Below are 22493 nucleotides of genomic sequence, written 5' to 3'. Positions count from 1 at the left end.
GGAACGGGATGTCGACGCCGGCGCTCGATCACGCGATCCACCAACTCATCGCACCAACCGTCCTCAACATCCGCGACGTCTGAGGCGCTCAAGAAACCGCGAAGCCCGAGCGCCACGGTCGTCCGGCCGGGTCTCGGGCTCACTTCCCGAAGCTCAACGCTCCAAGCAACCCAAGTCTAGAGCCCTGTCCCGCCGGTCCGGAAGCGTCTACATTTCAAGCACGTAGCTACCGGGATCGACGCGTGCTCGACTGTAGTAATGAGCGGAAGCATCCCCACGCCGAGTACCTTGTCGAGCTCTTTCAGGTCGCCACTATGCACGAAAACACCCCTTCACCAGCGGTGAGAGTCCTGTTCAACGACTGAGTTGAAAGGTCTCGACTCGTGTCGTAAGTGGCGAAGTCCCCCCTCGGACACTCTTGATGAGATAACCGGCCTTCACAGCCGGACGGCCATTTGGATGCCGTCGGCGATCGGCAGCGTCAACGTCGCGTAGCCGTTCGCCTGGTCATTCAGGTAGGCCAGCACCGGCCCGTGCACGTCGCGGCCGAAGTCAGCGGTCACGTCGTCGATCAGGATCAGGGTGCCGGCGCGCAGATTCGGTTCGAGCACCCGCAACACATCCAGCGCCAGATCAGGCCAGCCGTCGAGCAGCACCAGATCTGGCACCTGCGGGATGTCCGTCAGCGTCTCGCGAGCGTCGCCCAGGCGCAGCTCGATCAGATCGGCAACACCGGCCTCGGCGAAGTTGCCCAGCGCGGCGTCGGCCTTGTCCTTCTGCATTTCGGTGGTGATGACCCGCCCGCCACCGTTGTCGCGCACCGCGCTCGCGAGATGGATCGTGGACACCCCGAACGACGTGCCGTATTCGACGACGTCGCGTGCGCCGGTTGCTCGGGCCAGCAGGTAGAGCAGCTGCCCGCCAACATCGGAAACGGACATGTAGACGTCCTTGAATATCTCGGCGCGCTGGTCGGCCTCGAGATCCCAGGGCGAGCCCGGCGCGTCAAGTACCGCCGCGATGGCGACCTCGTCACTCTCTTGCTCGTTCGACAGGAGGCGTTGCAGGACAACGGAAACCGGAGGGGTCATGAGGGAGTTGGCCATAGCGAGTTCCTTCCAATCAGGTGATGACCTCAACGTATCCTCGAGTGTGAATTACCTCCAGTGCATCATTGATAAGTAGGGATTATCAGAAATGGAATCCACAAAGAACCTCGACATGAACCTGCTGCTGGCGCTCGACGCGCTGCTCGAGCTCAGCAGTGTCGGCTTGGCCGCTGAGCGCCTACACACCTCGGCGCCCGCGATGAGTCGCACGCTGGCCCGGTTACGGCGCAGGTTGGACGATCCTGTGCTGGTGCGGGCCGGCCGGCAGATGGTGCCCACTCCCCGCGCGTTGGCGATGCAGGCCGAGGTTCACGATGTGATCGGCCGTGCCCGAGCACTTTTCGCGCCACCCGAGACAGTCGAGCCTCGTCGGCTAGCGCGTACGTTCTCGTTGCAGATCGGCGATATCGGCATGCTCAGTACCGTCGCCGAGCGGCTCCTGACCCGAGTGCGCACCGAAGCTCCGGACGTGGTTCTGCGGTTCGTCGGCGAGAGCCATGAGGACACCCACTCGCTGCGTGACGGCGGTGTCGACCTCGAGGTGGGCCAGACGAGTCACATCGACCCGGAGATCCGGGTCGAGGATTTGGTGAGCGATCGCATGATCGGTGTCGTCCGGGCGGGACATCCCCTGCTGGCGCGGCGGGTAACCCTCAAACGCTTCGCCGATGCCGAGCATGTCGTGTTCTCGCGCCGGGGGCGACTCCGCGGGCCCGTCGACGAACTGCTCGGGGAACACGGCCTGCAACGACGCGTGGTCGTGAGCGCGCCGACCCCCGCGGGAGGCCTCTTCCTGGTTCGCAGTAGTGACCTCGTCGGCATGATGCCGGCCGGCTTGGGGCGCTACGCGATAGAAGCGTTGAACCTCAACGGTTTTGCGATCCCGCTCGACCTGCCTCCGTTGACGATCAGCATGGCGTGGCATCCCCGCCATGACGCTGATGGTGCGCATCGCTGGCTGCGCCAATGTGTGCGAGAGGCGCTCTAGGTCAGCTTGGCTTGTCCCCGGGTCCTGGCCAGGCTGGCCACGGTAGTGACCAGTAGCACCACCCCGATCACGCCGATCGACATCCCCGTCGAGATTACCGGCACGGCCACATGCTGCCCGCCGTTTACGAACGGCAAGGTGTTCTCGTGCAGCGCGTGCAGTACGAGCTTGACGCCGATGAACGCCAGGATCAGCGACAGCCCGTAGGACAGATACACCAGCCGGTCCAGCAGTCCACCGATGAGGAAGTAGAGCTGCCGAAGCCCCATCAATGCGAATGCGTTGGCGGTGAACACGATGTAGGGCTGTTCGGTCAGGCCGTAGATCGCGGGGATCGAGTCCAACGCGAACAACACGTCGGTGAATCCGATTGCGATGAGCGCCAACAACATCGGCGTGACGACCCGCTTGCCGTCGACCTTCGTGAGGAACCTGTCGCCGTCGTAGTCGTCCGTGGTCGGGACGAGCCGGCGCACCAGGGTGATGATCCGGCTGTCGCGTTTCTCCTCGACCTCCTTCTCGTGCCCGGCCTCCTTCGCGAGCTTGACGGCGGTGAGCACCAAGAAGATTCCGAACAGGTAGAACACCCAGCTGAACGTGCTGATGGCCGCGGCACCCACGGCGATGAACCCGGCCCGCATCACCAACGCCAGCACGATGCCGATCAGCAGCAGCTTCTGCTGGAATGCTCGCGGCACCGCGAAAGTCCCCATGATGACGGTGAATACGAACAGGTTGTCCACACTCAACGCCTTCTCGGTGACGTAGCCGGCGAAGTACTCACCGGCGAACTCGCCACCCCACAGCCACCACACGACGAGCCCGAACACCACTGCCAGGCCGATGTACACCGACGACCAGATGGCCGATTCGCGGAACGTCGGCTCGTGCGGAACCCGCACATGCGCGTAGAAGTCGAAGACGAACAACCCGAGAATCACCGCGCAGGTGACCACCCACACCAGGACCGAGACGTTCATGACAGCCATTATCTCCGATCGACAACGACAGGCGATGAACGTTTGCTCGCTGCGACAAGACCATCGAGCGCTGGCATGATCTGACGCTTATGGCAGTGCACCAGCTTCCGGCGACGGCGCAAACGGTGCACTGGGGCTATTTCGACCCGCGACAGGCGCCTGCACTCACCGTGGCTTCCGGTGATCTGGTGGCGATCGAGACGCTGACCCATCACGCCGGCGACGCCCCCGATCTGTTGATGGACGAGCACATCTCACGGGTGTTCGACGAGGTGGACGAGCGCGGGCCGGGACCGCACATTCTGACCGGACCGATCGCGGTCACCGGCGCGCGACCGGGCGACGTGCTGCAGGTCGACATCCTGGAGGCCACCCCGCGGCTGCCCTACGGATCCAACCTCGCCGGGCATTGGGGCTTCCTGTACAAGGAGATTCCCGTCGAGCGGGTCACCGTCTACGAACTGGACGTCGAGGCGTTGCTGGGGCGCGCGCTGTTCGGCTACGACTGGACGGCGACCCCGCTGGCCAACGAGCCCGGCACGATCGTCACACCTGATCCCGCACGGCGGGAACCGGCGCTGCCCGGCGTCGTGGTGCCGCTGCGGCCCCACTTCGGCACCATGGGCGTCGCGCCGGCTGACCCGGTGCGGGTCTCCTCGGTGCCGCCCGGCGACCACGGCGGCAACGTGGACAATTGGCGCATCGGCGCCGGCGGCCGGATGTACTACCCCGTGCAGGTACCCGGCGCGCTGCTGTCGGTCGGCGACCCCCACGTCTCGCAGGGCGACGGGGAGGTCAGCGGCACCGCGTTGGAGTCGTCACTGAACGGGTTGCTGCGCTTGACGATTCGTCGTGATCTTCCTTTCACGGTGCCGGTGCTGGAGACCGCGACCGAACTACTGGTGCACGGATTCGGCGACAGCCTCGACGCGGCGATGAAGTGCGCGACGCTACGCACGTTGCAGCTCTTGGGTTGTCACTTCGGATTGTCCCGAGCCGACGCCTACTCGTTCATGTCGGTGGCGGTGGACTTCACCGTCACGCAGGTGGTTGACCAGCGCCAGGGCGTGCATGGCCGAATCGACAAGCGCTGCTTCCCGCGCTGGCACAATCCAGCGGCATGAGCGGCATCCAGGCGTACACCTTCACTCCGGCCGACGGCGTTCCACCAGCGGTAGCCCCATTCGCCCACGCGACCGCCGCCGGCCAGACCCTGTACGTGACCGGGCAGATGCCGACCGACACCAGCGGTGCGCTGGTCGGTGACGACGTCGCCACCCAGACCGGCCAGGTGCTGGCCAATCTGGCGCGGGTCACCGAGTTGTGCGGCGGCGGAGTGGCCGATGTGGTGTCGGTCCGGGCGTTTCTGACCGACTGGTCCGACTATGCCGCGTTCAATGCCGCCTATGCGCCGTGGTTTCCCGACCGGCTGCCGAGCCGCACCTGCGTGGGCACCACCGGGCTGGCCGTGGGCGCGCTCGTCGAGATCGACTGGGTGTGCTGGCGCGCCGACGGCTGGGCCTGACCGTCAGGCCTGATCTCCGTAGCGGTTGAGCCGCTCACCGATGGCACGGGCGGCCACGCAGACCCGCTCGCCGAGGCTGGTGATGGCCCGGGCGTCCAGCGTGGCGAACGGTGCGGCCGTGACCGACATGGTCACCGCACCCTCGGCGTTGGTGATCGGCGCAGACACCGTCGCGATGGGGTGGGTGACACCCCGGCCCAATTCGGCCGGCAACACATCGATCACGCTGAGGTCGGCGAATGCGCGGGCGAGCTGGGCAGTGATGGAGTCCACTTCGCCGTCGTCTGATAGCGCCTGCAGTGCCGAGTAGACCCGCAGATACTCCCGGGTGAGACGTTCCACCACGAAACCGCGCTGACGAGTTTCGTTGAGCACGGCTGAGATTCGCGTTCGCAATGCCTGGCTGGGCTTACCGATCGCCTCCAGCCAGGCGTGCTGCGCCTCCGGATTCGACCATGCCACGTAATCGCGGCCGAACGGTGCGACGAACGGAGTCCTGGTCCCCCGTCCTATCCGGGGCGCGGATGGGTTGTCCCCGGCGAGGTCGATGATGACCAGGCTGTTCGCGTCCCGGCGGGCCAGGTAGACCTGCGTTCCGGTGGCTGCCGCCAGTTCCTCCAATTCACCGCGGAACAGGTCGGCGGGCTTGGCCAGGCTGGCGATCGCCGGTCCCCAGGCGTACCGCACCGTGCGGGGGTCCCTGGTCACCCACTCATGGGCGACGAGGGTCGCCAGGATGGCGTGCGCGGTGGCTCGGCTGATGGCGAGACCGCGGGAGATCTCGGCCAGCGAGAACTGCCGGCCGGGATCGGCCCCGAGCATCTTCATCACGGCGATCACCCGCTCGGTGGGCGGTGAGGACGCTTGACCCGCCGACTTGGCAGGGTCTACGTTGAGCGTCATATTGCCGAACGGTACGTCGAATATTCGACATAAACAAGGTGAGCGGACTGTGGCGTCAGCGGAGACCCTGAACCTCGACGACCTGACGCACCCGGTGCTGACCGACACCCAGCGGCAAATCCTCGCCTACACCGAGTCCCGCGCGGTGACCTTCGACCTCGATGCGATGGTCGCCGAAGCGGTGTCCCAGGCCGGGGCCGACGACCTTGCCGACGACGACGGCTTCGCTGACCGGCTGGCGGCTCACGTGGTGGCCATCGAGTCCGACACCGGCCTGCGTCAGCTCATCCGGAGCAGCCTGCACGCCAGGGTGATTCGCAAGGTGCGCAACCGCCTGTCCCTGGTCGACCTGCTCAAGCACTATCCCGAGATCGAATCGATTCCGATCGAGCGTCCGCTGATCGTGGTCGGCATGCCCCGGTCGGGGACCACACATCTGGTGAATCTGATCGCTGAGGACCCGCGGCGACGCGCACTGCCCTACTGGGAGAGCGAGGATCCGATTCCCGCGCGCGGGCAGGGACCCGACGTGTTCGGCGTCGATCCGCGATTCGCCCGGGTCAAGGCCGAACACGAGGCGCTGATGGCCAGCACCCCGTACGTGGCGGCCATGCACGACCGGTTCCCTGAGGCCATCGAGGAAGAGGTCGAGCTGCTCGACCTCGACATGGCCGGCTACGTCCTCGAGTGGCATGCCCGCGTTCCGGGCTGGCGCGACTACTACCTCGGCCTGGACCACACCCGCCACTATGCCTACCTGAAGAAAGTGCTGCAGGCGTTGACATTTCTGCGCGGACCGCGGACGTGGGTACTCAAATCACCGCAGCACGCCGAACAGCTCGGGCCGCTGATGGCGACCTTCCCCGACGCCACCGTCGCCTTCACCCATCGCGATCCCGTCGCGGTGATCCAGTCGGCCATCACGATGATGGCCTACTCGGATCGACTGCGCCGCAACAGCATCGACCCGGACTGGCTGGTCGACTACTGGGGCGACCGGATTCACCGCCTCTTGAGCGCGTGCGTGCGTGACCGGGAGCTGGTGCCGGCCGAGCGCAGCGTCGACATCGGCTTCCACCACCTGGGCGGCAACGAGATGCCGGTGCTGACCGAGTTCTACCAGCGCGCGGGTGTGGATATTCCGCCCAAGGTGGCCAAGCGATTCCAGGCCTATATCGACAGCAACCGCCGTGGCGGCAAGGGCCGTATCCCCTACGACCTGAAGCGGCACTTCGGCGTTGAGCCCGAGGAGTTGCGCTCCCGGTTCGCCTTCTACTTCGACCGTTTCGACGTCCGTCCCGAGATCTAGAGGTATCCGTGGAACCCATCTACCGCAGCCGCCCCGGCGCCGACGCAATGGCGCCCGCCTCCGCCGAACAAGCGCAGGAAGTGGCGCCAGGGATCTGGTGCTCACCGGGTCTGACCAACTCCTATCTGCTGACTACTTCGGACGGCCGCGTCGTCGTCAACACCGGCATGGGATTCGAAGGTCCGGTGCACCGGGCCAACTTCGACGCCGTCGACTCCTCACCGGTGCGCTACATCCTGATCACCCAAGGCCACTACGACCACGTCGGCGGCCTGGACACCCTCCGCGACCCGGATACCAAGGTGGTGGCCCAAGCCAATTGGGAACACTGGCGCGACGACAACGAGCGCCTACTGCCGTACCGCGCCAACCGCAGCGCCTTCGCCTTCTCCGGCCGGCTCGCCGAGGGCATCGCCAGGATTCAACAGCGTTTCGGTAAGAAGCTGCCGCCCCAGAGCACCGCGACCGCCGACATCGTCATCGACGACAGGTTGTCCCTGACCGTCGGCGACCGGCGCTTCGAATTCATCGCGACCCCGGGCGGCGAAACCACCGACTCAATGGTGATCTGGCTGCCCGATGAGCGAGTCTGCCTGTGCAGCAATACTTTCGGACCGGTTTTCGGCCACATCCCCAACCTCGTCACCATTCGCGGTGACCGCTACCGGGACGCGCTGACAGTCATCGACACCATCGAACGGGTCCGCGCCCTGCGGCCGGAGGTGCTGCTGACCGGACACTTCGCCCCGATCCGCGGCGCGGACCTGATCGAGACCGAGCTGACCAGGTTGCGCGACGCCGTCCGATACCTGCACGACGCGACCGTCGCCGGGATGAACGCGGGCAAGGATGTCCGGACCCTGATGCGGGAGATCACCCTGCCCGACCATCTCGAGGTCGGCCAGGGCTACGGCAAGGTGGCGTGGGACGTCCGGGCGATCTGGGAGAACTACTCCGGGTGGTTCCACCACGGCTCGACCACCGAGCTGTACCCGATCGGCCCCGAGTCTGTCAGCGCCGAGGTCGTGGAGCTGGCCGGCGCCGACGCGCTGATCGACCGCGCCCGGGCCCATGTGGCGGAGGGCCGCCCGCTGCAGGCCGTCCACCTCGCCGAGCTCGTCGTCCAGGCCACGCCCGATCATGCCGGCGGGCGGGCGGTGCTCAAGGCCGCTCACGAACACCTGGTCGCGGGCAGCGTCAACTTCTGGGAAACCGCTTGGCTGACCAAGCAGATCGAAAGGTATTCATGACCGCCCAGCTCAGCTTCGATTTCACCGGCACCCGGGCCTTGGTCACCGGGGCGACCAGCGGCATCGGGCACGCCGTCGCGGTGCTGCTGCGCGACGCGGGGGCCGACGTCATCGTCACCGGTACCCGATCAGTTGCGGCCGACTACGAGACCGACCTGTCCGGAATGACATATCAGCAACTTGTGCTCACCGACAATGCATCCATTGACAGCCTGGCGCAGAGCATCTCGGCACTCGACGTGCTGGTGAACAACGCCGGCGCCAACTTCCCCGGCGGCCTCGACGAGTCCACGCCCGACGGGTTCGCGGCGTCGGTCGCGCTGAACCTCACCGGCCCCTACCGGCTCACGGTCGCGTTGCGCCGCGCCCTGAAGGCCTCCACCGCGGCCGGCGGGGCCAGCGTGGTCAACCTCGCGTCGATGTCGGCGCTGCGTGCGGTCACCATGGTGCCCGGTTACGGGGCCGCCAAGTCCGGCGTCATCAACGTCACCCGCAACCTGGCCGTCAAATGGGCCAAGCACGGAATCCGGGTCAACGCCGTGGCGCCGGGCACCATCGAGACCGCGATGACCGCGCCCATGCATGCCGTCCCGGAGATCGTGGCAAGCGAAATCGCGCACATCCCGGCCGGCCGGATGGGGACCGTCGGCGAGGTCGCCCCCGCCATCGCGTTCCTCTGCACAGCCCAGAGCAGCTACATCAACGGCGCGGTGCTGGTCGTCGACGGCGCCTCGGACTGCGTATAACCGCCCGACTGCCGTACCGTATCCGGGTGCCCCGTCAGGTCCTGTTCATCTACAACGATCCGATCGCTCCCGAAGCGTTGCTCGGTGAGACGTTCACCGAACTCGGTTTCGATGTCGACACATTCGAGGTGGTTCCGGCCGAGCGGGCCGCCGACCCGGTGCTCGACGTCGCCTTCCCCGACCCGACCCACTACGACGTGATCGTGCCGCTGGGCTCGCGGTGGGCGGTCTACGACGAACGGCTGCCGTGGGTGGCCACCGAGATCGCAACCGTGCAGCAGGCGGTCGACGCCGGTGTCCGCGTGCTCGGGGTGTGTTTCGGGGGCCAGCTGGTGGCCGCCGCGCTCGGTGGGTCGGTACAGCGGTCGACGGATCCCGAGATCGGCTGGCATCAGGTGCACAGCAGCGACCCCGATCTGGTGCCTGATGGGCCGTGGTTCCAATGGCACTTCGACCGGTTCACACCGCCGCCCGGAGCCACCCTGGTGGCCCGAAATGCCCGCGCGGCACAGGCTTTTGTCCACGGCCGAGCGATGGGTCTGCAGTTCCACCCCGAACTGGACCACAAGCTGCTCGAGCTGTGGCTCGACGACGACCGCAACCGCGACGGGGGCGATCTCGTGAAGCTCGGGCTGCGCGCCGACGACCTGCGCGCGGACACCACCACCTACGTCGACGACGCGGCCCGACGGTTACGTCTCCTGGTGCGCGGCTTCCTCGACCGAACTGCCGGCTAACCAGCCAGCAGAATTTCGTGACCGCCTGCGGCCCAGGCGGATTCGAACGTGTCGATGCTGACCGTCTCGCCGCGGGTGTCTTCCCCGCCGCTGTCGCCCAGATACACCAGATCCTCGCCGGTGTCGATCGCCGCGACCGTCACCAGATGCCCGCAGCTGTCACCCTTGGGGGCGCCGTCCCAGATCGTCGACGAGTTCACGCACACGATGGCTTGTTTCCCGTCGCCGAGATACTTCTCGAGGGCCTTCAGCCCGGTGGGAATGCCGCCATCGGTGTCGTTGGTGTACTGCGAGTCGACGCCGAAGTGCTTGAGCAGCAGCGCCAGATCAGTCGTGCATGTCCCGTGTCCGGTGCCGCCGTCGGAGGGATCGAAGCTGTCGTCGTACACCGGCTCACCCGGGCTGCATTCGCTCGGTGTCTTCTTGGCGAGATCGATCATTTCCTTCTCGGTGGGCGTCTGCCCGGTGAGTTCGGCAATGGCCAGCCGGGTCGCCATCAGGCCGCAGTCGCTCTGGCTCTGCTGCTCCCAGTACCGGCTGGCGGCTTCCGGGTCACCGTAGACCGCACCGTCGGATTCTGAGCTTGTGCCGTTCTTGGCCTTCGGCGTGGGGTGCACCGCAGCGGGAAGCGGCTCTGGCGGTGCCGGATCGACGTTGTGGCAGCCCCAGTTCACGCCCGGCTTGCCGCCGGTGGGAGCCGGAGCCTGCGAGGTCGCCGATGTGGTCGGCGCCGCCGCGGAGGTCTGCGATGGCGGAGTGGTCGGCGGGGCATCAGCCGTGTGCTTCGCCCCCGAACAACCCGCCACTAGCAACATGACAATCGCAGCTGAGCAGCACAGCTTCTGCATGCGGCGAAGATAACATAGGCCCGCGCGCTGGCACCCATGACCCGGAAAACCGTTCACCCGATCGCAACCTGAGGTGACTAGCGTGCCCGCCATGTCCGCCGCCGCACAGCAGCTCGACCGACTGCAGGACGACGTCGGTGCGCTCCTGGCCCGCCTGGTCGACGCCGAATCACGATGGAAACCATGGATCGATTCCGCTTCTCCTGACAATCATTGCAGCGCAACCAATCTAGTGCACTACTGGGCACTGTGCCAGGCCGACCTGCACGATGTGGAACGGCGACTCACCGAGTTCGGCCTGTCCTCACTGAGCCACAGCACCGCCCACATCCGCCAAACTCTGCTATTGCTATCGGCCGCGATCGCCGCGATGCGTGGCCACGGCTGGATTCCTGCTGCCGATGCAGCGCTCCCCGATCGCAATGCCGACGACCTCCTTGGCCTGGTCGGCACCGGGACACGGATCGCCCGGATCGACTGCGCCCACGACGATGCGACGGCATGGAAAGCGCTGGCCGCCAAAGCCCGTACCGCCGCTGCGGCCACCGGCGATACCTGCTTGATTTCGCTGGACCTCGGTGGCACGAAGCTTCGCACCGGTCCCCTTCAGCCGGGACCGCAGGTGGTGCGGCTGCGGCCTACCCGCAATGCTCACGGCCAGGTGGTGGCCGCCGGCCGCGGATGGCTCACCTCAGCGAAACGGCCATCCCGCCCTCCCGAACCCGGCCTGGTCACACTGCCGGTCGACGCCAAGTGGCTGGCCCACCGCGCCGAGGGCGACGAACTGTTGCTGCGCGACACCCGCGGGTCCAAGCGGCGGCTGCTGCTCGCGGCTGCGGCCCCGGGTGGATTCGTCGTCAGCACCGAGAAGACCACCTATCTGGGCACCGGAACCCGGTTGAAGGCCGGCAAGAAGGACTCCACCAAGCTCGGTGAGTTGCCCGCCGTCGAGCAGAGCATCCCGCTGGCCGCCGGCGACGTCGTGCGACTGACTCGGGACTGCACGCCGGCACCGGTCGACGACGACCAGGCACCACGAATCGGATGCACACTGCCTGAGGTCTTCGGCAACGCCGCGGTGGGCCAGCGCGTCTTCTTCGACGACATCGTCGGCGGCCGGGTGATCGCCGTCGACGCCCGCGGTCTCGACGTCCGCATCGACCGTCCCCCGCACGGCACGGCAAAAATGCGCGCCGCCATGGCAATCAGCCTGCCGGACACCGATTTACCGGTCTCGGCCCTGACCGACAAAGACCTGGCCGACCTGGCGGCAGCGGTCGAGCTCGCCGATATCGTCCAGCTGTCGTTCGTCCGCGCGGCCGCCGAGGTCAAGCGAGTCTTCAAAGAGCTGGACCGCCTCGGTGACCATGAGCTCGGCGTGGTGCTGAAGATCGAACCCAGCCTGACCGATGACCAGCGTGCGCAGCTGTTACTGACCGCGCTGCGCCGCCGGCGAGTCGGGGTGATCATCGCCCCCGGAGATTCGGCGCTGGAGACGCTGCACTGGTGTGAGGCCGCCCATCTCCCGGTGATCGACGACATCGACTGAGTTACCCCGGCTCGTGCCCCAGTTGGTGAGCCAGCGCATCCTCGATCAGCGGCTGCCGGAACCGGTGACCCAGCCCGTACAGCTTCGTGGGCAGGACGCGCTGGTCGGCCTCGGCCAGTTCTCGGGCGCCCTGCTTGCCCAGCAGTAGTCGCGGGCCGATCGACGGCACCGGCAGCACCGCCGGGCGGTGCAGCGTGGCAGCCAGTGCCTTGGTATATGCGTTGTTGCGCAACGGGTTTGGCGCGACCGCGTTTACCGGCCCGATGAGCTTGGCGTCGTAGGCGGCGCGGTAGTACACGTCGAGCAGATCGTCTAGGCCGATCCAGGACAACCACTGCTCGCCGCTGCCCAGCCGGCCGCCGAGGCCGGCCGCGAACAGCGGTCGCAGCAATCGCAGCGTGCCACCGGCGGCGGCCTGCACGATGCCGGTGCGCACGGCGACCGTGCGCACCCCGGCGCGCTCGGCAGGCGCGGTGGCAGCCTCCCAGTCGGCGACCACATCGGCTAGGAACCCGTCACCGCGGGCACTGTCCTCACAGAGCATGGCGTCGCCGCGGTCGTAGCCGTAGATCCCGATCGCCGAGGCACTGACGAACGCGCGCAACCCGCTCGAGGCAGCCAGCTCGGCCAGCCGCCGTGTCGGCTCGATCCGGGAATCGCGGATGGACCTGCGGTGCGCCTCGGTGAAGCGCCCCGCGATCGGGGCGCCCGCAAGGTGGACGACGACGTCGATGCCTGCCAATAGATCGGGGTCGGGATCGCTTGGCTCCCAACGTCTTTCGTCGGGCCGGACAGGATCGTGGCGAACCAGGCGGATCACCCGATGCCCGCCGGTGCTCAGCAGCGCGGTCAGCGCGGTGCCGACCAGGCCCGACGATCCGGTGATCGCGACAGCCAGCGTGCCGGCCCCGGCCTGAGCCGCGTCCCGGTGGGCCGCGAGATCATCCGCGAGCTGACGGTGCCGGTAGGCGAAGGTCGAGCGCAGCGCGGCGGCCGGCACCGTGGTGTCGACCTTGTCGTGCACTCGCGTGGTGCCCGAGCCGGCATCGCTGAACCGGTGGGTGTGCCGCCACCACCCGATGATCCGCGGCGGCAGGGTCAGCAGCCCGTCCGAGGACAGCACGTCGACGAACTGGTGCGGCGGGTCGTAGCCGGCGGGATCGTGGCGGGCGACCCAGCGCAGCCCGCCCGGCAGACCGAGCACCGCGCGACCATCGGCCAACGACTCGGTCTCGGCGACAACGTCCATCGGCTGCCACGGCGGAACGAGCCGGCGCATGGCACCGGGTCGGGTGTGCCAGGCGAATACCTCGCCAACGGGATGGTCGACGACGCTGGCGTATTCGATGCCCATGGTGTTCTTTACCCACCAGGCCAAGAAAAGATCAACGTGAGCCGGACTCGGTCTCGTCCTTGGTTTCGGGCTCGGACTCCGTCTCGGCCTCGCGCTCATCGGCACCTTCGTCGGCCGCCTTCGAGACATCGTCTTCGACTGGCACCTCGGCGGTGGCATCGTCGGGATAGTCGGCGTCGAACGTCGAGTACGTGGCGTCGACCGTCTCACCGGTTTCCGAATAGGCGGTGGTCTCGGCGGTGGCCGACGACTCAGCGGATTCGGTGGCCGGCGTCGCGGGGACGGAGTCGACGTCGTCGCGGCGGTTCTGCCGCTCCCGGATCGCATCGACGATCAGCAGGATGACGCCGATCACGCTGGCCGCGATGCACACCCACGCCACGAGCTCATTGCTGGTGACGACCGCGGTGACCAGGGCCGCGAGGCCGATGACCGCCAGTACCAGCGCAACGATCAGCATCGATCAACCTCCGGTCGACGAAGGCTCAGTTATTGCCCCGGTTGAACTGGTTGAACCCGCCGCCGTCGCTGTTCGCGCCGGAATCGACCGGCGCAGCCGACCCGCGCTGCCCGAGCTCTTCGAGCTGAGACTCCAGGTAGGTCTTGAGGCGGGTGCGGTATTCGCGCTCGAACGTCCGCAGCTGCTCGAGCCGTCCCTCGAGGACAGTGCGCTGTTGGTTGATCGTGCCCATGATCTCGGTGTGCTTGCGCTCGGCATCGGCCTGCAGGGCGTCGGCCTTTTCCTGGGCCTGCCGCAGCTGGGCTTCCGAGCGAGTCTGCGCATCGCTGAGCGTCGCGTCGGCACGCTGCTTGGCATCGGCGACCGTGGTCTCCGCGGTGTGCCGTGCCTCCGAGAGGATCTGGTCGGCGTTGGCGCGGGCGTCGGCCAGCAGCTTGTCGGCCTCGGCCTTCGCGGTACCGGTGAGCCGGTCGGCGGTGTCCTGGGCCAGAGCCAGCACGCGAGCGGCCTTGATGGCCTGCTCCTCGCTGGCCGCCGGGCTTGGCGCGGGTGCCGGGGCGGCCTGCGGCGCGGGAGTGGGCTCCGGCTCCGGCTCGGGCTGCTGGTAGAGCGGAATCGCCTGGGTGGGCTGCGGTACCGCGCCACCCGAGCGGGCGGCACCCAGCTCCTGATCGAGTTCGGCGACCCGCTGGCGCAGATCGGAATTCTCCTCGATGAGGCGGGTCAGCTCGTTCTCCACCAGGTCGAGGAAGGCGTCGACCTCGTCCTCGTTGTAGCCTCGCTTGCCGATGGGCGGCTTGCTGAACGCCACATTGTGCACGTCGGCCGGTGTAAGCGGCATCATCTGCCCCCTCGGGTCTGGGCGGTTTAACCGTCTGCGAAATGTAGAACGCGTCTAACGTTCGGTCCGTACTGTAACTGGCGTCCATCCTGTCACACCAGAACCGTCAGTCCGATAATTAAGAGCTAATTTCAAAGTTTCGGTATCTAGGTTCCCGGCGTGGCAAATCGCTATTCATCATGTGATGCGGTACGTTCCCGCCCTCAGGCAGCAGCGCCGAACGCCAGCTGCATGCCGATGAAGGCCACCAGCAGAAGCACCATGATCGACAGGTCGAATCGGACAGCGCCGATGGTCAGCTGCGGGATAAGTCGACGTAACAGCTTCACCGGCGGGTCGGTGACGGTCATGATCAGCTCGAGGATCACCACGGTCAACCCGCGAGGGTGCCAATCACGACTGAACGAGCGGATGAACTCGACGACGACCCGGGCGATCAGCAGCAGCCAGAATACGAACAGCGCGAAGCCCAGGATTTCGAAGAACAGCGACAACTAGAGCCGGTCCTTAATCTGCAGCGGATGTGACATTGCCGACATCGCTGGTGTGACTCCAGCGCGACGTCGTCAGCCTACCCATTCCTCTGGACCGGCTACCGTCAGCCCGCTTACTGGTAGGTGTAGAAGCCCGCTTCGGCGATGCGCCGGCGCTCCTCGGCACTGACGTCGACATCGGCCGGCGACAGCAGGAACACCTTGGTGGCCACCTTGTCGAAGGACCCGCGCAGGGCGAAGGCCAGACCGGCCGCGAAGTCGACGAGCCGCTTGGCGTCGGCGTTGTCCATGGACACCAGATCCATGATCACCGGCTGGCCGTCGCGGAAGCGCTCGCCGATGGTGCGGGCTTCGCTGTAATCCTTGGGGCGCAGAGTGGTGATCTTCGACAGCGGGCTGCCCGCCTCGAATAGCTCGGCCATCCGGCGCGGGTCCATGGCCAGCGCGCCACGGGTCGAGCCCCGCAGCGAGCCGAATCGCGACGAGCGCGGCATGTCGTGCGGGTGCTCGAACTCGCGCGGACGGAACCGCGGCTCGTCGCCGTACTGGGCGCGGAAGCCGCCGGTCGGTGCATAGTCGGCATCGCGCGGGTCGTCGTACTCGCGACCCATGCGCGGGTCGCGGTCGTCGTAGCGACCGGGACGCTCGTACTCGTCGTCAGCGAAGCGCTCGCGGCGGGCGTACCCACGAGTTGCGCCGCGATCATCGTCGTCGTAGTACTCGTCGTCGTAGTCGTCCGAAGGCGCCATGCCGAAGTAGGCCTTGACCTTGTGGAGAGTGCTCATCGCTGGACCCTTCTGAATGCGTGAAGTTCGGTGTCTGTGATGAAGATGTGACTGGAGTGACTACTCAGGGAGACGTTAGAGGACGTTGTCCCATAAGCGCGGTTCCGACACGCAAACACGTTGAACCGTGTCGCACTGCGGCTTCCAGGTCACCGGACATCCCCGCCGACAGCCCTGTCGCCTCGGGATGGCTCTGCAATACGCGGCGGTGCTCGGCCGCCAATGCCGCGAATGCGGTATCGGGGTCGACGCCGAGTGGCGGAATCGCCATCAGGCCGGCCAACTTCAGCGCGCCGGCGTCGGCGACCTGGGCACACAGGGCATCGACGGCATCAGGATCACCGACGTCCACCCCACCGCGCGAGGTGTCACCATCGAGGCTGATCTGCACGAACACCTTCACAGGCGCCGTCCGGATACCTTGTTCAATGGCGTGCGCCGCGCCACGATCCAGCGCGGCGGCCACCTTGGCGGTACTCAGCGAGTGCACCGAATCCGCCCATGCCGCAACGGCTTTTGCCTTGTTGCTCTGAATCTGGCCGATCATGTCCCAGCGCACATTCGACGCACCGGTGAGCTGCCCGAACTCGGCGATCTTGGCCGACGCTTCCTGTTCACGGGATTCGCCGAACGCCCGGCAGCCCAACCCCCACAGGATCGCGACGTCAGTTGCCGGGAAGAACTTGGTGACGGGCAGCAGCTCGATGCCGCTCACGTCGCGGCCGGCGGCTGCGGCGGCGTCCGAAACGCGATCCCGCAGCGCGCCCAGAGCGGTCGCGAGATCGGTCTCCCGGGTCGTAGCGGCCGTCATTCCATCCACACCAAACAAGCCAGCCGACCGGTAGGGGCCACCCTGCGGTGGCTGAACAAATTCTTGTCGGCCACGGTGCAGCGCGGGTCGGAGTCGATCGCGCGCACCCCGGCGCCGATCAACTGCCGGGCGATTCCGGCCCGCAGATCCAATCCCGGAGTGCCACGCGACGTCCTGGTCCGGCTGCCGGGCAGGCGGGCTTCGACCTCGGCGGCCATCTGCGCGGGCACCTCATAATTGGCGCCGCTGACGGCTGGGCCCAGCAGCACCGAGATGTCCTCGGCGCGAGCACCGTTGGCAATCATCGATTCCAGGGCGCGCAGCACCACACCATCGGCGGCACCGACCCGGCCCGCATGCACCGCAGCCACTACACCGGCGCGGGAGTCGGCCAGCAACACCGGGACACAATCGGCGGTCACCACCGCCAGGGCCAACCCGGGGGTGGTGGTCACCAATCCGTCGGTGTCGTCGACGGCATCGGTTCGGGGTTCATCGACCACAGCGACGTGGTCACTGTGGGTCTGGTTCATCCAGATCACGTGGTCGTCGGGAAGCTTGATCGCGGCGGCAAGCCGCCTGCGGTTGGCCGCGACGGCCTTGGGATCGTCGCCGACGTGGTCACCGAGATTGAAGGTGTCGAACGGCGGCGCCGAGACACCACCGGCGCGGGTGGTGGTCACACGACGGACGCGAACAGTCACAAAATCCAGTATCCGCGCGGCGGCGACTGCGAGGTCAGTGCCGCATGAACGGCGGCACGTCGACATCGTCGTCGGAGATACCGCCGTCGTCGCCACCGCCGATGCTCACCGTGGCGCCGTTGGTGTGCACCGGCACGCTGGCCGCATCGATCGGATCGAAGAGCGAGGAGCTGAGCTTGCCGGCCGCACCGGGTGCGATCGGCTGGGCTCCGGTGGTCGCTCCCCCGACGACGGGTTTGCGGCTGGGGCTGGCCGAGTCGAATCCGGCGGCGATGACGGTGACGCGGACTTCGTCACCCAGCGAGTCGTCGATCACCGTGCCGAAGATGATGTTGGCGTCCTGATGCGCGGCGTCCTGCACCAGTGAGGCTGCCTCGTTGATCTCGAACAGGCCGAGGTCGCTGCCGCCGGCCACCGAGAGCAGTACCCCCTGGGCGCCTTCCATCGAGGCCTCCAGCAGCGGGGAGTTGATGGCGATCTCAGCGGCTTTGAGCGCACGTCCGTCACCGCGCGCCGAGCCGATGCCCATGAGGGCCGTGCCCGCCCCGCTCATGACGCCCTTGACGTCGGCGAAGTCGACGTTGATCAGGCCAGGGGTGGTGATCAGGTCGGTGATGCCCTGCACGCCGTTGAGCAGCACCTCGTCGGCGCTGCGGAAGGCGTCCATCAGCGAGACCTGGGCGTCGCCCATCTGCAGCAGTCGGTCGTTGGGGATGACGATCAGGGTGTCGCAGCTCTCGCGCAGCGCCTGGATGCCGTTCTCGGCCTGGTTGGAGCGCCGCTTGCCTTCGAAGGAGAACGGCCGTGTCACCACGCCCACGGTCAGCGCGCCCAGCTTGCGAGCGATGGTGGCCACGACAGGAGCGCCGCCGGTGCCGGTACCGCCGCCCTCACCGGCGGTGACGAACACCATGTCGGCGCCGCGCAGCAGCTCCTCGATCTCGTCCTTGGCGTCTTCGGCTGCCTTGCGGCCGACCTCGGGGTCGGCGCCGGCACCCAGTCCGCGGGTGGAGTCACGACCGACATCGAGCTTGACGTCGGCGTCGCTCATCAACAGAGCCTGCGCATCAGTGTTGATCGCGATGAACTCCACACCCTTGAGTCCCTGCTCGATCATTCGATTGACGGCGTTGACGCCGCCGCCGCCGATGCCAACGACCTTGATCACGGCGAGGTAGTTATGCGGGGGGGTCATCGTCTGTCTTCCTCCCAGGTGGGGATCGGGTCTTCGCGGCTCTCCTGGGCAAACCCTCAACCTCAACCAGAGATTTAGAGTTATGTCAAGTAGTGCCGCGCAAACAGAACGGTATGGCCGGTGGGGGCTGGATTGGGGAGGCGCGCCGACGTGTCGTGGGCGAATTTGTCACTTGACCGTCGGTAGATCCGGGCTGGATACGTCATAGACATGGCCGGGTTGGGTCAACAGCGCGGCCAGCTTCTCCGCCTTCTCCTCGGTCCGGTCGGTGGTCCCCCACACGACCGTGCGTCCGTCGGTCAGCGTCAGGGTCACCGACGCCACCGACGGTGCGGCCACCCGGCTGACCTGAGCCACCACCTCCGGGCGCAGCGCCGTCATCACCTCGAGCGCAGCCCTGGTCGGCTGGTCGCTGGGACCGGGTTGGTCGACGTCGATATACGGCAACCCCGGCGGCGGCGGCGCCGTCGCGAAATCGACGCCGTCCTTGTCGAACAGGTGCGTGCCGTCCGGATAGTCCTTCGCCACGATCGGGATGCGCTCGACGATCGTGATCCGCAGTGTCGACGGATACTCCCGCTGCACACGCGCGCTGGCCACCCGCCGGATACCCGCCACCCGGTCAGCCACCTGGTCGGTGTTGATCTGCAGTAGCGGGGTGCCCAGCGCGACCTTCGCCGCGTCCACGACCTCCTCGCGCGAGATCGCGCCGATCCCGGTGATCACCAGCGAGCGAGCCGACATGACCGGGGTGAAATAGAGAATCAGCCCCAGCACAACGCTGACAATCGTCAACACGATCAGCCAGGTGAGCAGCTTGAGGCCACGAACAGCCCTCTTGCCCAACGATTTCGGGGCTTCGACCGTCTGGCCACGGACTTTGCGCTTAGCCTCCCGGCGGGCCTCTTCGATCGCGGTCGCGCGGGCCTGGGCGGCACGCCGCTCGGCGCGTTCACGACGTTCCCGGCGGCGCGGACCTTCTTGGTCTTCGTCGAGATCGACGTCTTGCTGGTCGTCACCCGCACTTTCTTGCCCGCTTGCCGGTTTGGCCAAGATGGGGGCGTCCTCGACCGGGGCTTCAGCGGAAGCTTCGGCGCGCGCGTCGGCAGGCGCCTCGGCGCCATCTCCTGACTCGGTCACCGGCTGTCCCCCGGTATCGACCGGCTCGCCTTGGCGTTCAACGCGTTCAGAATCTCCTGGCCGAGCATTGTCACGTCGCCGGCACCCATCGTGACCACGACGTCGCCGGGCCTGGCCGCGGCCGCCACCTTCGCGGCCACTGCCGAGAAGTCGGGCACGTAGTGCACCGGCACGCTGACATGGCCGGCCACCGTCGCCCCGCTGATCCCTGGCATCGGCTGCTCGCGCGCGGCGTAGACGTCAAGCACGAACGCCTCGTCGGCGGTGTCCAGTGCGCTGCCGAATTCGCGCGCGAAAGTCTTTGTCCGCGAATACAAGTGGGGTTGGAACACCACGATGCTGCGGGCTCCGGTGAGGGTGGCGTGCCCGGTTCGGTCTTGCTGGGCAATTGCCCGCAGTGCGGTCAGCGCGGCCCGCACCTCGGTGGGGTGATGGGCGTAGTCGTCGAAAACCCGCACCCCGTTGGCGGTGCCGACGAGTTCGAAACGCCGCCGCACCCCTTCGAAGCTGGCCAGGCCGTCCAGCACAGCGTCGGCCGGGGCGCCGGCATCGATCGCGGCCAGCAGCGCGGCCAGCGCGTTGAGCGCCATGTGCCGGCCCGGCACCGCCAGCCGCATCACTCGCTGGTGCGGCTCACCGGCAAGTTGGATATGCGCAACCGCGCCGGTGCCGTGTTGCTCCCAGTCGACCAGCGCGCCGGCCAATCCTTCGCCACTGCCTTCGCCGTAGCGCAGCACCCGAACACCAAGGGCCGCACTGCGTTCGGCCAGCGCCGCCGCACCCGGGTCGTCTGCGCACACGACCAGCGCCCCGCCGGGGGCCAGCCGCTCGACGAAAGCGTCGAACACCGCGCTGTAGGCCTCCTCGGTGCCGAAGAAGTCCAGGTGGTCGGCCTCGATATTGGTCACCACCGCCACGTCGGGCGTGTACTCCAACAGCGAGCCGTCGCTCTCGTCGGCCTCGGCCACGAAGCAGTCGCCGCTACCGTTGTGCGCGTTGGTGCCGGCCTCCCCCAGGTCACCGCCGACGGCAAAGGACGGGTCCAGCCCGGCGTGCTGCAGCGCGACGATCAGCATCGAGGTCGTGGTGGTCTTGCCGTGGGTGCCGGTGACCATCACGGTGCGGGACCCGGCCATCAGCTTGGCCAGCACCACCGGCCGCAGGATCACCGGGATCGCGCGTTGACGCGCCTCGACCAGTTCGGGGTTGGTCTTCGGAATGGCGGCGTGGGTGGTGATCACCGCCGTCGGTCCACCCGGCAGCAGGTCGAGGTTGGCCGCGTCATGGCCGATGTTGATCGCGGCACCCCGCGCGCGTAACGCCACGACGCCGCGGGATTCTTTGGCGTCGGATCCCGACACCATGCCACCGCGGTCCAGCAGGATCCGGGCGATCCCGGACATCCCGGCGCCGCCGATGCCGACCATGTGCACCCGCTGCAATTCGGGCGGTAGTGCTCTGGGGCCGCTCACGACCGGCCCCTCCGAGAGCGCGCCACATCGAGGGCCACCTCGGCGACCCGTTGCGCGGCGTCGCGGTGGCCGACCCGTGCGGCGGCCGCCGTCATCGCCTGCAGCCGCGAGGAGTCGTTGAGCAGTCCGGCGACCTCGCGAGCGACGAAGGCCGGCGTGAGGTCGGCGTCGTCAACCAGTAGCCCGCCACCTGGGGTGACCACCGGCAGCGCGTTGAGCCGCTGCTCGCCGTTGCCGATCGGCAGCGGCACATAGACCGCGGGGAGCCCGACCGCGGACACCTCGGCCACCGTCATCGCCCCGGACCGGCAGATCGCCAGGTCGGCGGCGGCGTAGGCCAGATCCATCCGGTCCAGGTAGGGCACCGCCACGTACGGCGGGTCGCCGGGCTGCGGGGTACGGAGCTCGAGGGTGTTTTTCGGGCCGTGGGCGTGCAGCACCGAAACGCCTGCGGCGGCCAGGTCATCGGCAGCGGCTGACACCGCGCGGTTGATCGACGCCGCGCCCTGCGAGCCGCCGAACACCAGCAGCACCCTGGCATCGTCGGCGAAGCCGAAGAAGTCCCGGGCCTGCGCCCGCAGCGCGCCGCGGTCCAGCGAGGTGATCGACGCGCGCACCGGCATCCCGACCACCTCCGCGTGCCGAAGACCCGAGTCGGACACAGCCGAGAGCACCCGCCGAGCCGTGACCGCACCGACCCGATTGGCCAGTCCGGCACTGGCATTGGCCTCGTGCACGACGACCGGCACCCGACGACGGTGCACCGGCCCGCCGCGGGCAGCGAGGTAGGCCGGCAATGCGACGTAGCCGCCGAAGCCGATCACCACGTCAGCATCGACACCGTCGAGCACGGCGCGGGTTTCCCGCACCGCCCGGCGTACCCGGATCGGCAGGCGAACCAGGTCGCCGTTGAGTTTGCGCGGCAGCGGCACGGGTGTGATGAGTTCCAGGTCGTAGCCCCGGTCGGGGACCAGCCGGGTCTCCAGCCCGCGGGCAGTGCCCAGCGCGGTGATCCGGACGGTGGGGTCCAGCGCCCTCAGCGCATCAGCCACGGCCATGGCCGGTTCGACGTGTCCGGCGGTGCCTCCACCAGCAAGGACGACCGACACCGAGACACTCACCCGTAACGCTGACCTTCCAATGTGCGGGACCGCCGTGCGCGACTGCTTCCCGGATTCGGCTGCTGCGCGCTGTTACGCGGAGCGTCACCATGATGCCCTGAGCGCCGGGTGGGTCGCTGGGCCGTCCGGGTTTTGGCAGGTAGAGCGTCACGGTCGCGGGTGGGCTGGGGTT

23 protein-coding genes are annotated in these 22493 nt (G+C 67.5%); 8 read left to right on the top strand and 15 right to left on the bottom strand.

The window, feature by feature from the left end:
• Positions 1-437: 437 nt before the first annotated feature.
• Entirely contained in the window at positions 438-1106 is a 669-nt protein-coding gene (locus tag CG716_RS23240; protein WP_094483484.1) for an O-methyltransferase, read from the bottom strand.
• Positions 1107-1197: 91 nt separating this feature from the next.
• On the opposite strand from CG716_RS23240, the gene CG716_RS23235 reads away from it, so the two are divergent.
• Positions 1198-2097: a LysR substrate-binding domain-containing protein gene (locus CG716_RS23235; RefSeq protein ID WP_094483483.1), complete on the top strand. Its 900-nt coding sequence runs from the start codon at positions 1198-1200 to the stop codon at positions 2095-2097.
• On the opposite strand, the gene CG716_RS23230 is transcribed toward CG716_RS23235, so the two are convergent.
• Positions 2094-3077: a TerC family protein gene (locus CG716_RS23230; RefSeq protein ID WP_094483482.1), complete on the bottom strand. Its 984-nt coding sequence runs from the start codon at positions 3075-3077 to the stop codon at positions 2094-2096. The genes CG716_RS23235 and CG716_RS23230 overlap by 4 nt on opposite strands.
• A gap of 89 nt (positions 3078-3166) precedes the next feature.
• On the opposite strand from CG716_RS23230, the gene CG716_RS23225 reads away from it, so the two are divergent.
• The gene (locus CG716_RS23225) at positions 3167-4201 is read left to right on the top strand and encodes an acetamidase/formamidase family protein (protein WP_094483481.1); all 1035 of its coding nucleotides are present in this window, start codon (positions 3167-3169) and stop codon (positions 4199-4201) included.
• Positions 4198-4602, top strand: a complete 405-nt coding sequence (locus CG716_RS23220) for a RidA family protein (protein ID WP_094483480.1) — start codon at positions 4198-4200, stop codon at positions 4600-4602. The genes CG716_RS23225 and CG716_RS23220 overlap by 4 nt, the downstream gene beginning before the upstream one ends.
• A gap of 3 nt (positions 4603-4605) precedes the next feature.
• On the opposite strand, the gene CG716_RS23215 is transcribed toward CG716_RS23220, so the two are convergent.
• Positions 4606-5505 carry a helix-turn-helix domain-containing protein gene (locus CG716_RS23215; RefSeq protein WP_094483479.1) on the bottom strand — a complete coding sequence of 300 codons (900 nt, stop codon included), beginning with the start codon at positions 5503-5505 and terminating at the stop codon, positions 4606-4608.
• 49 nt (positions 5506-5554) lie between these two features.
• Between CG716_RS23215 and CG716_RS23210 the strand changes: the two genes are divergently transcribed.
• From CG716_RS23210 to CG716_RS23195, 4 genes are read left to right on the top strand one after another with little or no spacing between them, the layout of a single operon-like run.
• Positions 5555-6814, top strand: a complete 1260-nt coding sequence (locus tag CG716_RS23210) for a sulfotransferase family protein (RefSeq protein ID WP_094483478.1) — start codon at positions 5555-5557, stop codon at positions 6812-6814.
• Between the two features lie 47 nt (positions 6815-6861).
• Positions 6862-8064 carry an alkyl sulfatase dimerization domain-containing protein gene (locus CG716_RS23205; protein WP_094483544.1) on the top strand — a complete coding sequence of 401 codons (1203 nt, stop codon included), beginning with the start codon at positions 6862-6864 and terminating at the stop codon, positions 8062-8064.
• A complete protein-coding gene (locus CG716_RS23200) occupies positions 8061-8810 on the top strand; it encodes an SDR family NAD(P)-dependent oxidoreductase (RefSeq protein WP_094483477.1) in 750 nt (249 codons plus the stop codon). The genes CG716_RS23205 and CG716_RS23200 overlap by 4 nt, the downstream gene beginning before the upstream one ends.
• Positions 8811-8836: 26 nt before the next feature.
• Positions 8837-9547, top strand: a complete 711-nt coding sequence (locus CG716_RS23195; protein ID WP_094483476.1) for a type 1 glutamine amidotransferase — start codon at positions 8837-8839, stop codon at positions 9545-9547.
• Here CG716_RS23195 and CG716_RS23190 read toward each other — a convergent pair.
• Positions 9544-10395, bottom strand: a complete 852-nt coding sequence (locus CG716_RS23190) for a C39 family peptidase (protein ID WP_094483475.1) — start codon at positions 10393-10395, stop codon at positions 9544-9546. The two genes, CG716_RS23195 and CG716_RS23190, sit on opposite strands and share 4 nt — an antisense overlap.
• 91 nt (positions 10396-10486) lie before the next feature.
• On the opposite strand from CG716_RS23190, the gene CG716_RS23185 reads away from it, so the two are divergent.
• Complete coding sequence (locus tag CG716_RS23185) at positions 10487-11944, top strand: pyruvate kinase (protein WP_234817994.1); 1458 nt, start codon at positions 10487-10489, stop codon at positions 11942-11944.
• Between the two features lies 1 nt (position 11945).
• Here CG716_RS23185 and CG716_RS23180 read toward each other — a convergent pair whose 3' ends face one another.
• The 11 genes from CG716_RS23180 to murG all read right to left on the bottom strand — a co-directional run bounded on the left by CG716_RS23180 (position 11946) and on the right by murG (position 22321).
• Positions 11946-13298: a TIGR01777 family oxidoreductase gene (locus CG716_RS23180; protein ID WP_094483473.1), complete on the bottom strand. Its 1353-nt coding sequence runs from the start codon at positions 13296-13298 to the stop codon at positions 11946-11948.
• 31 nt (positions 13299-13329) lie between these two features.
• Positions 13330-13758, bottom strand: coding sequence for a hypothetical protein (locus CG716_RS23175; RefSeq protein ID WP_094483472.1), 429 nt, complete (start codon positions 13756-13758; stop codon positions 13330-13332).
• Between the two features lie 25 nt (positions 13759-13783).
• On the bottom strand, positions 13784-14599 hold the full coding sequence (gene wag31, locus CG716_RS23170) for a DivIVA-like cell division protein Wag31 (RefSeq protein WP_094483543.1): 816 nt from the start codon (positions 14597-14599) through the stop codon (positions 13784-13786).
• Positions 14600-14802: 203 nt separating this feature from the next.
• The gene (locus CG716_RS23165; protein WP_005144500.1) at positions 14803-15093 is read right to left on the bottom strand and encodes a YggT family protein; all 291 of its coding nucleotides are present in this window, start codon (positions 15091-15093) and stop codon (positions 14803-14805) included.
• 113 nt (positions 15094-15206) lie between these two features.
• On the bottom strand, positions 15207-15878 hold the full coding sequence (locus tag CG716_RS23160; RefSeq protein ID WP_094483471.1) for a cell division protein SepF: 672 nt from the start codon (positions 15876-15878) through the stop codon (positions 15207-15209).
• A gap of 64 nt (positions 15879-15942) precedes the next feature.
• On the bottom strand, positions 15943-16689 hold the full coding sequence (locus CG716_RS23155; protein ID WP_094483470.1) for a YggS family pyridoxal phosphate-dependent enzyme: 747 nt from the start codon (positions 16687-16689) through the stop codon (positions 15943-15945).
• The gene (pgeF, locus tag CG716_RS23150; protein ID WP_207760753.1) at positions 16686-17393 is read right to left on the bottom strand and encodes a peptidoglycan editing factor PgeF; all 708 of its coding nucleotides are present in this window, start codon (positions 17391-17393) and stop codon (positions 16686-16688) included. The genes CG716_RS23155 and pgeF overlap by 4 nt, the downstream gene beginning before the upstream one ends.
• 34 nt (positions 17394-17427) lie before the next feature.
• Positions 17428-18588 (bottom strand): cell division protein FtsZ, encoded by a 1161-nt coding sequence (gene ftsZ / locus CG716_RS23145; RefSeq protein WP_094483468.1) that lies wholly within the window; start codon positions 18586-18588, stop codon positions 17428-17430.
• A gap of 168 nt (positions 18589-18756) precedes the next feature.
• Positions 18757-19728, bottom strand: a complete 972-nt coding sequence (locus tag CG716_RS23140) for a cell division protein FtsQ/DivIB (protein ID WP_094483467.1) — start codon at positions 19726-19728, stop codon at positions 18757-18759.
• Entirely contained in the window at positions 19725-21200 is a 1476-nt protein-coding gene (murC, locus tag CG716_RS23135) for a UDP-N-acetylmuramate--L-alanine ligase (RefSeq protein WP_094483466.1), read from the bottom strand. Before murC ends, CG716_RS23140 begins: the two co-directional genes overlap by 4 nt.
• Positions 21197-22321, bottom strand: coding sequence for an undecaprenyldiphospho-muramoylpentapeptide beta-N-acetylglucosaminyltransferase (gene murG, locus CG716_RS23130; protein ID WP_410430762.1), 1125 nt, complete (start codon positions 22319-22321; stop codon positions 21197-21199). The genes murC and murG overlap by 4 nt, the downstream gene beginning before the upstream one ends.
• Between the last annotated feature and the right edge of the window lie 172 nt (positions 22322-22493).

Source organism: Mycolicibacterium sphagni, assembly GCF_002250655.1.
GTDB classification, from domain to species: Bacteria; Actinomycetota; Actinomycetes; order Mycobacteriales; family Mycobacteriaceae; genus Mycobacterium; species Mycobacterium sphagni.
This window is presented reverse-complemented; position numbering and strand designations above follow the sequence as displayed.

What these genes read in the sequence shown, in the direction of transcription:
- CG716_RS23240 (WP_094483484.1), bottom strand. Translation starts at nt 1,106, where the DNA reads ATGGCCAACTCCCTCATGACCCCTCCGGTTTCCGTTGTCCTGCAACGC.
- CG716_RS23235 (WP_094483483.1), top strand. Translation starts at nt 1,198, where the DNA reads ATGGAATCCACAAAGAACCTCGACATGAACCTGCTGCTGGCGCTCGAC.
- CG716_RS23230 (WP_094483482.1), bottom strand. Translation starts at nt 3,077, where the DNA reads ATGAACGTCTCGGTCCTGGTGTGGGTGGTCACCTGCGCGGTGATTCTC.
- CG716_RS23225 (WP_094483481.1), top strand. Translation starts at nt 3,167, where the DNA reads ATGGCAGTGCACCAGCTTCCGGCGACGGCGCAAACGGTGCACTGGGGC.
- CG716_RS23220 (WP_094483480.1), top strand. Translation starts at nt 4,198, where the DNA reads ATGAGCGGCATCCAGGCGTACACCTTCACTCCGGCCGACGGCGTTCCA.
- CG716_RS23215 (WP_094483479.1), bottom strand. Translation starts at nt 5,505, where the DNA reads ATGACGCTCAACGTAGACCCTGCCAAGTCGGCGGGTCAAGCGTCCTCA.
- CG716_RS23205 (WP_094483544.1), top strand. Translation starts at nt 6,862, where the DNA reads ATGGCGCCCGCCTCCGCCGAACAAGCGCAGGAAGTGGCGCCAGGGATC.
- CG716_RS23200 (WP_094483477.1), top strand. Translation starts at nt 8,061, where the DNA reads ATGACCGCCCAGCTCAGCTTCGATTTCACCGGCACCCGGGCCTTGGTC.
- CG716_RS23190 (WP_094483475.1), bottom strand. Translation starts at nt 10,395, where the DNA reads ATGCAGAAGCTGTGCTGCTCAGCTGCGATTGTCATGTTGCTAGTGGCG.
- CG716_RS23185 (WP_234817994.1), top strand. Translation starts at nt 10,487, where the DNA reads ATGTCCGCCGCCGCACAGCAGCTCGACCGACTGCAGGACGACGTCGGT.
- CG716_RS23180 (WP_094483473.1), bottom strand. Translation starts at nt 13,298, where the DNA reads ATGGGCATCGAATACGCCAGCGTCGTCGACCATCCCGTTGGCGAGGTA.
- CG716_RS23175 (WP_094483472.1), bottom strand. Translation starts at nt 13,758, where the DNA reads ATGCTGATCGTTGCGCTGGTACTGGCGGTCATCGGCCTCGCGGCCCTG.
- wag31 (WP_094483543.1), bottom strand. Translation starts at nt 14,599, where the DNA reads ATGCCGCTTACACCGGCCGACGTGCACAATGTGGCGTTCAGCAAGCCG.
- CG716_RS23160 (WP_094483471.1), bottom strand. Translation starts at nt 15,878, where the DNA reads ATGAGCACTCTCCACAAGGTCAAGGCCTACTTCGGCATGGCGCCTTCG.
- CG716_RS23155 (WP_094483470.1), bottom strand. Translation starts at nt 16,689, where the DNA reads ATGACGGCCGCTACGACCCGGGAGACCGATCTCGCGACCGCTCTGGGC.
- ftsZ (WP_094483468.1), bottom strand. Translation starts at nt 18,588, where the DNA reads ATGACCCCCCCGCATAACTACCTCGCCGTGATCAAGGTCGTTGGCATC.